Here is a 13,880-nt window from a genome sequence, read left to right on the forward strand (position 1 = left end):
AACCGGAAAGAGCAATGCCATGGACACCGCAGCTTCCCTGTTCCAGACCTCCTGGCAGCGCACATGGCAGGCCCTGGGGCTGACGCCGCCCGCAGATCTGCTGCAACGCCTGCTCGCGGCCTGGGCCGAACCCCAGCGCCACTATCACACCCAGCAGCATCTGGCCGAATGCCTGGGCCAACTCGACTGCGTCTGGGCACAGGCGCAGCGGCCCGGCGAAGTGGCTGTGGCACTCTGGTTTCACGATGCTGTCTACGACATCAAGGCCAGCGACAACGAGCTGCGCAGCGCCGACTGGGCAGCTCAGGCACTGCAGGACAGTGGCGCGCCTGAGGCCTGCTGGCGCCGGGTGCATGAGCTGATCATGGCGACCTGCCACACCGCCACACCCACGCAGGCCGATGCCAGGTTGCTGGTCGATATCGATCTGGCGATTCTGGGTGCCGACCCTGTACGTTTTGCCGAGTACGACCGCCAGGTCGCCGCCGAATATGCCTGGGTGCCGCCGCTGGTCTATGGCTTCAAGCGCAAGCAGGTGCTGCGCGGCTTTCTGGATCAGGCCTTCATCTATGCCACACCGCACTTTCGGCAACTGCTGGAGGCCCGGGCCCGCAGCAATCTGCGGCGGATCACCTGAACAGGTCTACATCTCGTCAATGACCGTGCTGGCCGTGGCGCTCAGCGCAGGCGCCCTGCCCTCATGGGCCTCGACGGCAAAGCGGTCGCGGCAGTTGACGTAGAAGCTGGCCCCGAAACGCCCCACGGGGAAGAACTCCTGCAGACGCACCCGCCATTTCTCGGTGTCCACCAGCCCTTCGCGCACGGCCAGCCATTGAACGCGGCCGATAAAGACATAGCGGCTCTCGGTCTCCAGCGTCTCGTGCAACACGCATTCAAAGGCCACTGGCGCCTGGGCAATGCGCGGCGGCTGCACGCTCTGCGACGGGGTCGCTGTCAGGCCGGTGTGCTGCAGCTCGCTGTGCTCGGGCGGCAGGCTGTCGCCGCAGCGGTGCATGGCGGCGGCCATGGCCTCGTCGGTGATGTGCACCACGAACTCGCCCGTGCGCAGGATATTGGTGGCCGTATCCTTCTGCGCCATATCCTGGCGCTTGTTGACGCTGAGCATGACCACCGGCGGGTCCTCGCCCATCATGTTGAACATGCTGAAAGGCGCCGCGTTCACCGTGCCATCGACACCCAGCGTGGTCACGAGTGCGATCGGGCGCGGCACGATCAGGCTGGCCATCAGCTTGTAGCGGGCATAGGTGTCCAGTTGCGCAAAATCAATTTCGGTCATTGCAGTCTCTCCCGGCCCTTGTAGCCGTTCTCGCCCTGGCGGCGGATCTGGTATGGATTCGATAGCAGGCTGCGCAATCAGCAGCAGCCCTGAAGCTGTACAGGAGTGCAATATTCATGCCGGACGCCTCCAGCTGATCCGCGCTCGATCTGCGCACGGCCACGCACCATCGCAGGCGCCCCATGCACCAGAGCCGGACATGCAGGTCCGGGACGCACCGTCGCAGTGCCCTCTCCAGCGGTTCACGCTTTGTATACACATTGGCATCGATCTTGCGCACAGGCAGCAGTCCCTTCGCCATCGATAAACCAAGGAGTCATATGCGCAAACGAACCTTTCTTCAGGCCGCCACGGTCGCTGCAGCCCTGAGCTGGGGCACTGCCCAGGCAGCGGACACGCCGCTCAAGTTCCAGCTGGACTGGCGCTTCGAAGGACCTGCAGCCCTGTTCGTCCATCCCGAGCAAAAAGGCTATTTCAAACAGGCCGGTCTGGATGTGAATGTGGAGGCCGCCAGCGGCGCAGGCGCCATCCAGCGCGTGGCCTCAGGCACCCATGATCTGGGCTTTGCCGACCTCGCCGCACTGATGGAATTCCACGCCAACAACCCCGACGCGCCCATCAAGCCCGTGGCGATCATGGTGATCTACAACACCACGCCGGCCTCGGTGATGGCACTCAGGAAGTCGGGCATCACCAAGGCCGCCGACCTGACGGGCAAGAAAATGGGAGCCCCCATCTTTGACGCCGGCCGCCGCACCTTCCCCATCTTCGCCCAGGCCAATGGCGTGGGCGAGGTGCAATGGAGCACCATGGAGCCGCAGCTGCGAGAAACCATGCTGGCGCGCGGCGACCTGGATGCCGTCACCGGCTATACCTTCACCAGCTTGCTCAATCTGGAGGCCCGCGGCATCAAGCGCGAGGATGTGGTGGTCCTGCCCTACGCCACGCACGGCGTTCAGCTCTACGGCAATGTGATCATCGCCAGCCCCAGGCTGATTGCCGAAAAGCCGGAAGCGGTGCGTGCCTTCCTCAAGGCCTTTGCGCGGGGTGCCAGGGAAGGGATTGCCAATCCCGAAGCCGCCATTGCATCCATGAAAGCCAAGGACGGACTGGTCAACGTGCCACAGGAGGTCAAACGCCTGAAGCTGACGATCGAGACCGCCATCGACAGCAAGGGCGCACGTGAAGAAGGCTTTGGCCAGTTGCGCACCGAGCGCCTGGCCAGGATGGCCGAGCAGGTCGCCAAGGCCTATGCCACCAAGAACCCGGTGCCGGCCAACGCCGTATGGAACGGCAGCTTCCTGCCCACCGCAGCAGAGCTGGACATCCTGCCCAAACGCTAGGCCTGCATAGAGTCAGCGAGCGCCACCGCCGAGGCCTCAGGCCTCGGGCACCATGGCGTCGGCATAGTCGTAGAGCTCGCCCAGAATCTCCTCGGCGCGCTCGTCGGCGGCTTCGGACAGGCTGTCGATCATGGCGAACATCTGCTCGGCCGTGCGTGCCCCGCCCTGGCCTTCGATCAGGCAGGCAGCACGGTGCTGCTCCCAGCGCTGCTGCTCGCCGGCATCAAGCGTCTGCGGGAAGTTGCGCGCACGGTAGCGCCAGACCAGCTCGGTCAGGCGCGCGTCATCAAAGCCGGTCTTGTCCAGCGCCAGCTCCTGAGGCGAGAGGCGCTTGATGCGCTCCAGACGGCGGCGGTCCTCGTTGCCTACAAAGCCGCCATACAGATCCTGGTCGGCGTCCAGCGGCTCACCCGCCTCGCGCGTGAAGACGGCCTTCCATTGCGCGCTCATATCGGGCAGGTCGCGGGCCATCGCCGCATGCCGCATCGCCAGCTCCATGTCCACGCCCCATTTTTCGGCCATGGCCGGGCTCAGGGTCTTGAGGCTGCCCACCACCATGGGCGACTTGTTGACGTGGATGCTCTTGATGGGCAGACGGCTCACGCCCTCGGGTAGCTCGGCCTGACGCGTGAACAGACGCAGGCGCAGGTCCTCGATGCTGATGCCCGAAAGCTCGGTCGGGTCGGCCGCCAGATCCCAGCAGATGACTTCGTTCTTGTTGGTGGGGTGGGTAGCCAGCGGCCACATCACGGCCAGGCAGCCGCGCGCGGGGCTGATCATGCCGGTCACATGCAGAAAGGGGCGCGCGTGCTCCTGCGTGGCAGGCAGACCCATCTCACGCAGAGCGCCATCCTTTTTATGCAGGCCAAAGGCAAAGTCAAACAGGCGCGGCTGCTTTTCGCGGATCAGCCGGGCCAGGGCAATCGTGGCGCGCACATCGCTCAGCGCATCGTGTGCCTGCTCGTGCAGCAGACCATTGGCGCGGGCCAGGTCCTCGAGTTTGAAGCTGGGCGTGCCGTCCTCCTTGGTCGGCCACTGAATGCCGTCGGGACGCAGCGCATAGACCATGCGCACCACATCCAGCAAATCCCAGCGGCCGCAGCCGTTCTGCCACTCACGCGCATAAGGGTCGGTAAGATTGCGCCAGAACATGAAGCGCGTGATCTCGTCGTCGAACCGAATCGTGTTGTAGCCCACGCCCACCGTACCGGCCTGGGCCAGCTCGGCCTCGATCAGCGCTGCAAACTCATGCTCGGCAACGCCTTCCTGCAGTGCACGCTGGGGCGTGATGCCCGTGATCAGGCAGGATTGCGGGTCGGGCAGATAGTCATTGGCCGGCTGGCAATACCACATCACGGGCTCGCCGATTTCATTGAGCTGGTCATCCGTGCGTATGCCCGCAAACTGCGCGGGACGGTCATAGCGCGGCTGAGCGCCAAAGGTTTCGTAGTCGTGCCAGAAGAAGGTATGAGCCATGGGCCCGAAGTATGCCTGCGAACCGGCACAGCTTACGACTCAGCCCTATCAACTTAAAGCATTTTTGGCCTTTACCCCTTATGGATAAAGCGTAGGCAGCTATCAATATGATTGTTTGAACTGCTCCCAATTCAAACCAAATTTGTGCAGAAATTTGCGCAGCCGGTCTGCATCGTTGACCACGGCCTTCTGCTGGCGTGACTGGTCAAACAGCTTGCGCCCCGCATCGGACAGCGTGGTCGATGCGCGGCACACGGCAATCACGGACTGCAGTTGCAAGCGGTCAAACAGATCGATCTGGGCGATGGCGTCTTCGGACAGATAGTCGCCCAGATCCACTTCGGCCTTGGGCAGGACATGGTTTTGCGCATGCTGCCACAGCCAGTCCAGGCGCTTGATCTCGGCCTGCACCTGCGCGGTGGTGATGCGGCCGCTGTCGGCCAGCGTGGCCAGTCGCGTGATGCTGGCCGCAAGGTCACGGAAGTTGCCGCTCCAGAGAGCCTGGGCAGACTTGGCGAACTGCAGATACAGCGCCCTGGCCTCGGCGTTGAAGCGCACGGAGCTGCCGGTCTCGGCAACTGTGCGTAGCAGCAGGTGGTCGATATTGGGCTCCAGATCCTCGGGCCGCTGGGCCAGGCCCGGCAAGGTATAGGACCAGAGATTGATACGCGCAAACAGGTCTTCGCGAAAGCGCCCCTCGGCCACATCGACGCGCAGGTCGCGATGGGTGCCGGCTATGAGCTGGAAGTCGCTGCTGACCTCCTTGTCGCTGCCCATGGGGAAAAAGCGCTTTTCCTCCACGGCCTTGAGCAGCATGGCCTGCTCGTCCAGACCGAGCTCGCCGATCTCGTCGAGAAACAGCACGCCTTCATGCGCCGTGCGCAGCAGGCCGGCACGGTCTGCCGCCGCCCCGGTGAACGCGCCCTTTCTGTGGCCGAACAAGGTGGAGGCCGCGCCGTCGCCACGCAAGGTGGCGCAGTTGACCTCGACAAACTCGCCGGCCACCTGGTGGCGCGATTTCTTGAGCTCGAAGATGCGCCGCGCCAGATGCGACTTGCCCGCACCCGTGGGCCCGGTGAAAAGAATCGGTGCGCGCGAACGAATCGCCACGCGCTCTACCTCTTCAATCAACTGGTTGAACTGCGGGTTGCGCGTGGCAATACCGTTCTTGAGGAAGTCCAGCGCCTCGGTCTGGGCCTGATGGAAGCGCTGGGCCAGGGCTTCGTAGCGCGTGAGGTCCAGATCGATCAGGATCATGCTGCCCGGCGAGCCCGCCTGCTGCTTGCGCGGTGGCGAGGTCTGCAGCAGCACGCCCGGTATCTGGCGCGACTCCACCAGCAGGAACATGCAGATCTGGGCCACATGGGTGCCCGTGGTGATGTGCACCCAGTAATTCTCGCGCTCGGTATCAAAGCGGTAATTGCGCGCCCAGTCGTAAAGCACGGCATACATCTCGCCAAAGTCCCAGGGGTCCTGGACTTCGGACTCCACCAGATTGACCCGGGTTTCGGGTGAGACATTGGCAATGTCCTGCACCAGGGTCTGCGCCAGCTTGTCGTAGCGGCTGGAGTACAGCAGCTCCAGCCGGTCTATCACCTGGTCCTCATGCTGGGTCAGAGACACCGTGGGCCGCCACTTGTTCCAGCGCCCCGCTCCCTGCCCTGAATCGAGCTGCGTGCCCATGAAGCCAATCACCACATTCTTTTTGGACATATCTTTCCAGATAAATATCTATCTTTGATTCTAATAATCTTTCAATACCTCATCCCTCTCAACTACCACCAAAAGCAATGGATATGGAATTTATTCAATCAATTCAATGACTTGTAATTTAATCACTTGATCTTCGAGAAGTTGGCACACCGCTTGCAATAACCAGAGCATCTGCAAGTTGAATGCAAACAGGAGAAGAAGAATGGTCAACACGCAATTGTTTCAAACCAGCCGCGGTGCACTGACTGCAGCGGCCAACACGATCAATCAGGAAGGCGCCGCAGCCTATGCCTTCAGCCCCCGCCACCAGTTGGCCCAGATGGCCGTGACCGGCTGCCTGAGCCAGACTTTCTATGCCAGCGGTCAGGATCAGCTGGAGCAGCTGGGCAATCTGGTGCTTGAAGTGGACACGCGTTTTACAGCCCAGACGGCCATCTACGCCCGTCAACGCGGCTATATGAAGGACGTGCCAGCTACCTTGGCTGCCGCGCTGGCTGTCTGGGATACCGCGCTGCTGAGCCAGGTGTTCGGCCGCGTGATCGACAACGGCAAGATGCTGCGCAACTTTGTGCAGATCGTGCGCAGCGGCGCCATGGGTCGCAAGTCCCTGGGCTCGGCACCCAAGAAGCTGGTGCAGAACTGGCTGCTGAACGCGAGCGAGAAGCAGTTGCTCAGCGCTGCCGTGGGCAATACCCCTTCGCTGGCCGACGTGGTGAAGATGGTCCACCCCAAGCCCCGGGAGGCCTGGCGTTCCGCATGGTTTGCCTGGTTGATCGGCAAGCCTTTTGATGAGGCAGCGCTGCCGCCCATCACCCAGGCCTTCGAGCGCTTCAAGCGCGATGCGGCCCAGGGCCTGTTGAGTGCCGAGCTGCCTGATGTGCCGTTTCAGATGCTGACCGCGCTGGAGCTGAACGCCCAGCAATGGGCGCAGATCGCCCGCAACGGCTCATGGCAGATGGTGCGCCAGAACCTGAACACCTTTGCACGCCATGGCGTGTTCGAGATCCAGGGGATGGCGGCGCTGATTGCCCGCAAGCTGGCGGATGCCGGCGCCGTGGCCAGGGCCCGCGCCATGCCCTACCAGCTGCTGTCGGCCTACCAGGCTGCCGGCGAGCAGGTACCGGCCCAGGTGCGCGATGCGCTGCAGGATGCTATGGAGCATGCGATTGCCAACGTGCCCTGCTTTGCAGGAGCGGTGGTGGTCTGCCCCGATGTATCGGGCTCCATGCACAGCCCTGTGACGGGTTATCGCGCCGGAGCCACCTCGGCGGTGCGCTGCATCGATGTGACCGGCCTGATGGCCGCCGCCGTGCTGCGCAAGAACAGGACGGCCCGCGTGCTGCCCTTCGAGCAGAAGGTGGTGAAGCTGGAGCTCAACGGCCGCGACTCGGTGATGACCAATGCGACCAGGCTGGCAAAGATCGGCGGCGGCGGCACCAACTGCAGTGCACCACTGAAGCAGCTGGCCGATGAAAAGGCCCGGGTGGATATGGTGATCATGGTCTCGGACAACGAGTCCTGGGTCGATGGCGTGCGCCGCGGTGCTACCGAGACCATGCAGCAGTGGGAGCGCATCAAGCAGCGCAACCCCGACGCCCGGCTGGTCTGCATAGACATCCAGCCCTATGGCACGACGCAGGCCATGGAGCGTGACGACATTCTGAATGTCGGCGGCTTCAGCGATGCGGTATTCGATGTGGTGGCAAGTTTTGCCGAAGGCAGGCTTGGTGCCGAGCACTGGGTGGGCGAGATCGAGAAGATCGCTCTCGAACCTCAGTGATTTGAAGTGATCATCTGTTGCTGGCGAATGCTGGTGGGACTACATCTCCAAACTGTCCCGTCTCACCACCCCCTTGTCGCCTGCGGCGGATGTCCTGAATGAAGTTAAGCGGTTTGAATGACTGGCTGCGAATGCCGGTGGAACTACATGGGTGCCCGGATTGCAGGTTCGATTCCTGCCCGCCTCGTCGGATCGGAAGATCAACGAGCGGTAGCCAAAGGTACAGCACGGGTTATGTTTCACCCAAACCTTGTCGCAGCCAGACATTCATCACCATGGTTTGCGTTTGGCGCGAATGCCAGCAGGACTACATCGGTTGCCACGGGTTCGACTCCCAAGCCGGGAAACCGGTCACGGCTATGTCTTGCTTCTCTGGTCGCGCCGCCTTTTTTTGAACGCGACTTGCGCAAGCGTGAGTCCAAATGAATTATCGGTTTGGCTGCCTTGTAGCGAATGCCGGTGGAACTACAGACTTTTAATCTCGTGGTCGCGGGTTCGAATCCCGCCAGCAGTTGCAAAGCTGTTGTAGCTCAGCCTGGTAGAGCACGATGTTTCACCACCCCTTGTCGCTGCAGGGCCGTCATCCATGACAGGAACAACAAGGAAACGACTTGCGCAAAACGGGTTCAGGCAAGACGACTGCCTCAGTCGGCAGTCAGCTGTTGCCTTCCTGTTTGCGCAAGTCCTAAAGGAAATCAAGATGTCCGAACAGAATTACCAACTGCTGGAAGTCGCTGGCGGCGTGCCCGTCAAGATGTGGACCAAGGGCGTGCCCGTGGAAGCCGAGGCCCGGCAACAACTGGCCAACGCCGCTCGCCTGCCCATTGTCTTCAAACATATTGCCGCCATGCCCGATGTGCATCTGGGCATTGGTGCCACCATCGGCTCGGTGATTCCCACCGTCAAGGCCATCATCCCCGCAGCCGTCGGCGTGGATATCGGCTGCGGCATGATGGCCGCCAAGACCACACTGCGCGCCGAAGACCTGCCCGACAGCCTGGCCACGCTGCGCTCGGCCATTGAAAAAGCCGTGCCCCATGGCTCGGCACCCAAAAGCCGTGGCCGCGACCCTGGTGCCTGGGAGAACCCTCCCGATCTGGTGGACCAGAAATGGGCCACGCTGGCCGACGAGTTCGACGCGCTGTGCGAGCTGCACCCGCGCCTGGAAAAGACCAATAACCGCAAGCACCTGGGAACTCTGGGTAGCGGCAATCACTTTGTGGAAGTGTGCCTGGACGAGGTGGGCTTTGTCTGGTTCATGCTGCACTCGGGCTCGCGTGGCGTGGGCAATGCCATCGGCAACCATTTCATCGAGCTGGCCAGAAAAGACGCCGAGCTGCATCAGCGCAATCTGCCCGACCGGGACCTGGCCTACCTTGAAGAAGGAGCCCGCTACTTTGGCGACTATGTGCGCGCAGTTTCGTGGGCGCAGAAGTTCGCCATAAGCAACCGCGAGGTGATGATGGCCAACCTGATCGCCACCGTGCGCCAGGTGATTGCCAAGCCTTTCGAGTCCCATGTGGAGGCCGTGAACTGCCACCACAACTATGTGCAAAAGGAACACCACTTTGGCGAGGATGTGTTCGTCACCCGCAAGGGTGCCGTGAGCGCCAGGCGCGGCGAGATGGGCATCATCCCCGGCAGCATGGGCGCGCGCAGCTATATCGTGCGCGGCCTGGGCAACCCCGAGAGCTTTGAAAGCTGCAGCCACGGCGCGGGCCGCGTAATGAGCCGCACCAAGGCCAAGAAGCTGTACTCGGTGGCTGACCAGATCAAGGCCACCGAAGGCGTGGAATGCCGCAAGGACGAGGGCGTGATCGACGAGATCCCCATGGCCTACAAGGACATCGACGCCGTCATGGCCGCCCAGAAAGACCTGGTGGAAGTGGTCCATACCCTCAAGCAGGTGATCTGCGTCAAGGGTTAGCAAATGCAGCGGGAGCATGGGTTCTCGCTGCCGGTAAAAGAACGAGAACCATCATGCAAACCGTTGAACAAGCATTCAAACCCCAAGAGAGCGTGCTGAGCGCGCACCCGATATCCGGCGCCATGCGCAGTGCCGTGCTAGCCCAGCTCAAGGCACTCGAGCGCGAACACGATGTGAAGGTGCTGTTTGCCTGCGAATCAGGCAGCCGCGGCTGGGGCTTTGCTTCGCCCGACAGCGACTATGACGTGCGCTTTGTCTATGTGCCACGCCTGCCCTGGTATCTGCGCACCCGCGCGGGCCGCGATGTGATCGAGCTGCCTGTGAGCGCCGAGCTGGACGTGAGCGGCTGGGAACTGCGCAAGGCGCTGCAGCTGATGCAGGCGTCCAACCCGGTGCTGCTGGAGTGGCTGCGCTCGCCCGTGGTCTATTGCAGCGAGACCGCCTGGGTCAAGCGCCTGCACGAGCTGGCGCTGCAGAGCTTTTCGCCCGTGCGCGGCTATCACCACTATCTGTCCATGGCGCGCAAGACCATGAAGAACCACTTGCGCCCGGACAACGAGCTCGTGAAGTACAAAAAATACTTTTACGCGCTGCGCCCCCTGCTGGCCGCACGCTGGATACGAGAGATCGGCGGCGTGCCGCCGATGCGCTTTGCCGAGCTCGCGACGGCGCTGCTGCATGATGCCGAGCTGCTCAGCGAACTCAATGCCTTGCTGACGGTCAAGATGCGCGCCGGCGAAGCGGCCACCAGCGCCCCCTGGTCTCGCATACAGGAATTTCTGCGGACCGAGCTGGACCTGGCCGAGCAATATGCGCCGCAGGCCAAGCCATTGAGTGCCGAAACGGTGCAAGCCGCCGATGCGTTTTTGCTGGAGGCCGTAACGCACTTCAACACCCAATCATCAAGAAAAAATCAAGAACAAGAGGAATAGAACCATGATAGAAATCGACGGCTCCCAGGGTGAAGGCGGCGGCCAGATACTGCGCAGCGCCTTGGCCCTGTCCATGTGCACGGGCCAGGCTTTTGCCTTGACCCGGATCCGTGCGGGCCGCTCCAAGCCCGGGCTGATGCGCCAGCACCTCACCTGCGTTCACGCAGCCACCGAAATCAGCAGCGCCCGGGTGGAAGGTGCAGCGCTGCATTCGCAAACACTGCACTTCACGCCCGGCACCGTGCGCTGCGGCAGCTATACGTTCAATGTGGGCTCGGCCGGCAGCTGCACCTTGGTGCTGCAGACCGTGTGGCCCGCGCTGATGCTGGCCGCTGGCGACAGCCGTGTCCAGCTCAGGGGCGGCACGCACAACCCCATGGCTCCGCCCTTTCATTTTCTGGAGCGCAGTTATGCACCGCTGCTGCGCCGCCTTGGTGCGCCTGTGCAACTGAGCCTGCAGCGCCACGGCTTCTACCCCGCCGGAGGCGGCGAGTTCGAGGCCGTGATCGGCGGCGCCAGAGAGGTGCTGACTCCTTTTGACCTTAACGAACGAGGCAGCGCTCTAGAGGCTTATGCGGACTGCCTGGCCCCGGCCCTGCCTTCGTCGATTGCCCGGCGCGAGCTCAACAAGCTGGCCACCCTCATGGCCTGGCAGCCCGGGCAGCTGCGCCAAGCCGGCGTGCGCCAGAACGAGGGCCCTGGCAATGCGCTGCTGGGCACGCTGGTGCACGAGCAGGTGACCGAGGTCTTTACCGAATTCGGCGAAAAAGGCGTAACCGCCGAAGCCGTGGCCACCCAGCTGGCACAGCAAATGCGCCGCTACCAAAGCAGCGATGGCGCTCTGGGCCCGCACCTGGCTGACCAGTGGGTGCTGCCGCTGGCGCTGGCCGTGCATTTGCGCGGCCAGCCCGCCAGCTATAGCTGCACGCAGTTGACGCCCCACGCATTGAGCAACTTCGCGGTGATTCAGCGCTTTCTGCCTGTGCGGATCACAACAGAGTCCGGGGCGCATGCCCATCAGGTGCAGATCGCCCCGGGCTGATCCAACTCCGGGACCAGCTATAGACTCAGGCTCGTCAAGACCTGCCCCACATCGGCCTCAAGCTTGAAATCCAGCAGTGCATCGGCTCGCGTCACCCCCTGATTGATGGCCACGACGGACTTGCCCTGCGCATGCGCTGCCAGCACAAAGCGGTAGCCCGAATACACCATCAACGAAGAGCCGGCGATCAGCAGTGCATCGGCCCTGGCGACGGCAGCCATGCAGGCCTGCACACGCTCACGCGGCACGGTTTCACCGAAGAACACCACATCGGGCTTGATCAGGCCCGTACCGCAATGCGGGCACGCCGGCACGGCAAAGCGGCTGAAGTCCTGCCCTTGCAGATCGGCATCGCCATCAGGGGCAGGAGCCGCATACAGTTCGGCCCAGGCGGGGTTCAGCGCCAGCAGCCGCACTTGCAGATCGGCGCGGGCAGAGCTCTTGCCGCAGTCCATGCAGCGCACAGTGTCGATGCGACCGTGCAGGTCCACGATGTTCAGGCTGCCGGCCGCATCATGCAGGCCATCGACGTTCTGGGTAATCAGCAACTCCAGCCGGCCTTGCTGCTCCAGCCGCGCCAGCGCCTGATGGGCGGCACCGGGCCGCGCCTGGCCCATCACGCGCCAGCCCAGCATGGATCGCGCCCAGTACCGCTGACGCACCAGCGCATCGCCCATGAAGGCCTGATAGGTCACGGGCTGCGGACGTTTCCACTGCCCGTTGCGGTCACGGTAGTCGGGAATGCCGACTTCGGTGCTGCAGCCGGCACCACCAATGACCACCACGCGCGGATGCGCATGCAGCCAGTCCTGCAGGCGCCACAGCGCCAGAGCGTCCACACAATGATTCACGGTTTCACGCATTACAGCAGCGGCGATGTCAGCCGGGCCATGGAGCCGAACAACCGTCGCCGCAGACCTTTCTCGCTGCGATATTGCACCATTCGAGCCTGGCCCAGGTCGGCCTCGAACTGGGCAGCGATGGCCTGATTGAGCTCCGGCCCATAGCCGATCACGCAGACCTCGTAATTGAGGAAAAAGCTGCGATAGTCAAAATTGGCCGTGCCAATCATGGCCATATTGTCATCGACCGCCAGCGTCTTGGAGTGCAACATGCTGGCCGCATATTCATAGATATGCACACCGCAGCGAATCAGCTCGTCAAAATAGGAGCGCGCAGCGGCCGTCACCAATAGCGAATCCGACTTCTTGGGCACGAGGATGCGGACCTCCACACCGCGCAGCGCGGCATTGGTGAGAGCCGTCAGTGCGCCTTCGGTCGGCACAAAATACGGTGTGGTCAGCAAGATGCGCTGCTGGGCTGCATTGATGGCCGCCAGATAGGCACGGTAGATGGCGTCCAGCTGGTCGTCAGGCCCCGAGGTCACGACCTGCATGGGGATGGGGCCGTCTTCGCAGTCGGGCAGCAGGTCATCGAGATCGTCGGGCAGGCGGTACGGATCATCGCTGCGGGTGTAGGTCCAGTCCTCGAGAAACACCGTCTGCAGCCAGTTGACGACGGAGCCTTCGACCCGGAGATGCACGTCGTGATAGGCATCGTCGCAGATGCGCTCGTTCTCTTCATCGGTGACGTTCACGCCGCCGGTAAAGCCCACCTTGCCATCGCAGACCAGAATCTTGCGGTGGGTGCGGAAATTGACCACAGGCCGCAGCCGCCGCCCTATCTTGGCGTCGTGAAAGCGCAGCACCTCGGCCCCGGCCTGCAGCAGCGGCTCCAGAAATTTGCGCCCCAGCTTCTTGGAGCCCAGAGCATCCACCAGCAGACGCACCTGCACACCTGCACGTGCTTTATCGATCAGCAAATCACGCAAGGCCGTGCCGGTCTGATCGGGCTCGTAGATGTAGTACTCCAGATGAACATGGTGACGTGCGGCGCTGACAGCCTCCGCAATCGCATCAAAGGTCGCGGCTCCGCCCACCAGCAACTGCATGGAGGTGGCCGTGCTTACCGGGAAGTCGCTGGTCATGCCGACCAGCCGCGCCACCTGGCGCAGGCGCTCCTGCTGGGCCGGAATGCGCTCCCGGAGCTTTTGCATGCTGTTGCGCACACGCGAGCGCTTTCGCGAGCGCAGCCGCTTGATGCGCTGGCGCTTCATGCGTTGCGGGCCGAAGTAGTAATAGACCAGCAGACCCACCACGGGCAGCGCTGCCATGGACAGCAGCCAGCTCAGTGTGGCAATCGGTTGGCTGCGCTGCAGCAAGATCCAGATGCCCACCACGATGACATACAGCGACCAGCCCACGGACAGCCAGAGCTTGACGCTCTCGTGGCTCAGCTGCATTGCTATCCAGTCCAATTGCGCACTCCTGTTGTTCCGTGAACCATCGCCACCATGCCCTCGCAGTATGG

The 13,880-nt window shown here is 62.7% G+C and carries 11 protein-coding genes; 6 read left to right on the plus strand and 5 right to left on the minus strand.

Features of this window, described 5'->3' with window-relative positions:
• The first annotated feature begins 19 nt into the window (after nucleotides 1–19).
• Nucleotides 20–637, plus strand: a complete 618-nt coding sequence (locus O987_RS17005; protein ID WP_043373681.1) for an N-methyl-D-aspartate receptor NMDAR2C subunit — start codon at nucleotides 20–22, stop codon at nucleotides 635–637.
• 6 nt (nucleotides 638–643) lie between these two features.
• Here the strand turns inward: O987_RS17005 and O987_RS17010 are convergent, their stop codons facing one another.
• A complete protein-coding gene (locus O987_RS17010) occupies nucleotides 644–1,297 on the minus strand; it encodes a flavin reductase family protein (protein ID WP_019042177.1) in 654 nt (217 codons plus the stop codon).
• Between the two features lie 320 nt (nucleotides 1,298–1,617).
• Here O987_RS17010 and O987_RS17015 point away from each other — a divergent pair, with 320 nt between their 5' ends.
• Nucleotides 1,618–2,640, plus strand: coding sequence for an ABC transporter substrate-binding protein (locus O987_RS17015; RefSeq protein WP_003053799.1), 1,023 nt, complete (start codon nucleotides 1,618–1,620; stop codon nucleotides 2,638–2,640).
• A 36-nt stretch (nucleotides 2,641–2,676) separates the two neighbouring features.
• Here the strand turns inward: O987_RS17015 and sbcB are convergent, their stop codons facing one another.
• Nucleotides 2,677–4,116 (minus strand): exodeoxyribonuclease I, encoded by a 1,440-nt coding sequence (gene sbcB, locus O987_RS17020; protein WP_003053798.1) that lies wholly within the window; start codon nucleotides 4,114–4,116, stop codon nucleotides 2,677–2,679.
• Between the two features lie 102 nt (nucleotides 4,117–4,218).
• The gene (gene rtcR / locus O987_RS17025; protein ID WP_043373683.1) at nucleotides 4,219–5,829 is read right to left on the minus strand and encodes an RNA repair transcriptional activator RtcR; all 1,611 of its coding nucleotides are present in this window, start codon (nucleotides 5,827–5,829) and stop codon (nucleotides 4,219–4,221) included.
• 202 nt (nucleotides 5,830–6,031) lie between these two features.
• Between rtcR and O987_RS17030 the strand changes: the two genes are divergently transcribed.
• From O987_RS17030 to rtcA, 4 genes are all read left to right on the plus strand, one after another.
• Nucleotides 6,032–7,609: a vWA domain-containing protein gene (locus O987_RS17030; protein WP_043373685.1), complete on the plus strand. Its 1,578-nt coding sequence runs from the start codon at nucleotides 6,032–6,034 to the stop codon at nucleotides 7,607–7,609.
• A 700-nt stretch (nucleotides 7,610–8,309) separates the two neighbouring features.
• On the plus strand, nucleotides 8,310–9,536 hold the full coding sequence (locus O987_RS17035) for an RtcB family protein (protein WP_043373687.1): 1,227 nt from the start codon (nucleotides 8,310–8,312) through the stop codon (nucleotides 9,534–9,536).
• 53 nt (nucleotides 9,537–9,589) lie between these two features.
• A complete protein-coding gene (locus O987_RS17040; RefSeq protein ID WP_043373689.1) occupies nucleotides 9,590–10,468 on the plus strand; it encodes a nucleotidyltransferase domain-containing protein in 879 nt (292 codons plus the stop codon).
• A 4-nt stretch (nucleotides 10,469–10,472) separates the two neighbouring features.
• Entirely contained in the window at nucleotides 10,473–11,510 is a 1,038-nt protein-coding gene (rtcA, locus tag O987_RS17045; protein ID WP_043373692.1) for an RNA 3'-terminal phosphate cyclase, read from the plus strand.
• Nucleotides 11,511–11,527: 17 nt separating this feature from the next.
• On the opposite strand, the gene O987_RS17050 is transcribed toward rtcA, so the two are convergent.
• Together O987_RS17050 and cls are read right to left on the minus strand one after the other, a co-directional pair.
• Nucleotides 11,528–12,373, minus strand: a complete 846-nt coding sequence (locus O987_RS17050; RefSeq protein WP_043373695.1) for an NAD-dependent protein deacetylase — start codon at nucleotides 12,371–12,373, stop codon at nucleotides 11,528–11,530.
• Nucleotides 12,373–13,812: a cardiolipin synthase gene (gene cls / locus O987_RS17055; RefSeq protein WP_003053784.1), complete on the minus strand. Its 1,440-nt coding sequence runs from the start codon at nucleotides 13,810–13,812 to the stop codon at nucleotides 12,373–12,375. Before cls ends, O987_RS17050 begins: the two co-directional genes overlap by 1 nt.
• Nucleotides 13,813–13,880 lie beyond the last annotated feature (68 nt).

It is taken from the genome of Comamonas testosteroni TK102 (assembly GCF_000739375.1).
Taxonomy (GTDB): domain Bacteria; phylum Pseudomonadota; class Gammaproteobacteria; order Burkholderiales; family Burkholderiaceae_C; genus Comamonas; species Comamonas brasiliensis.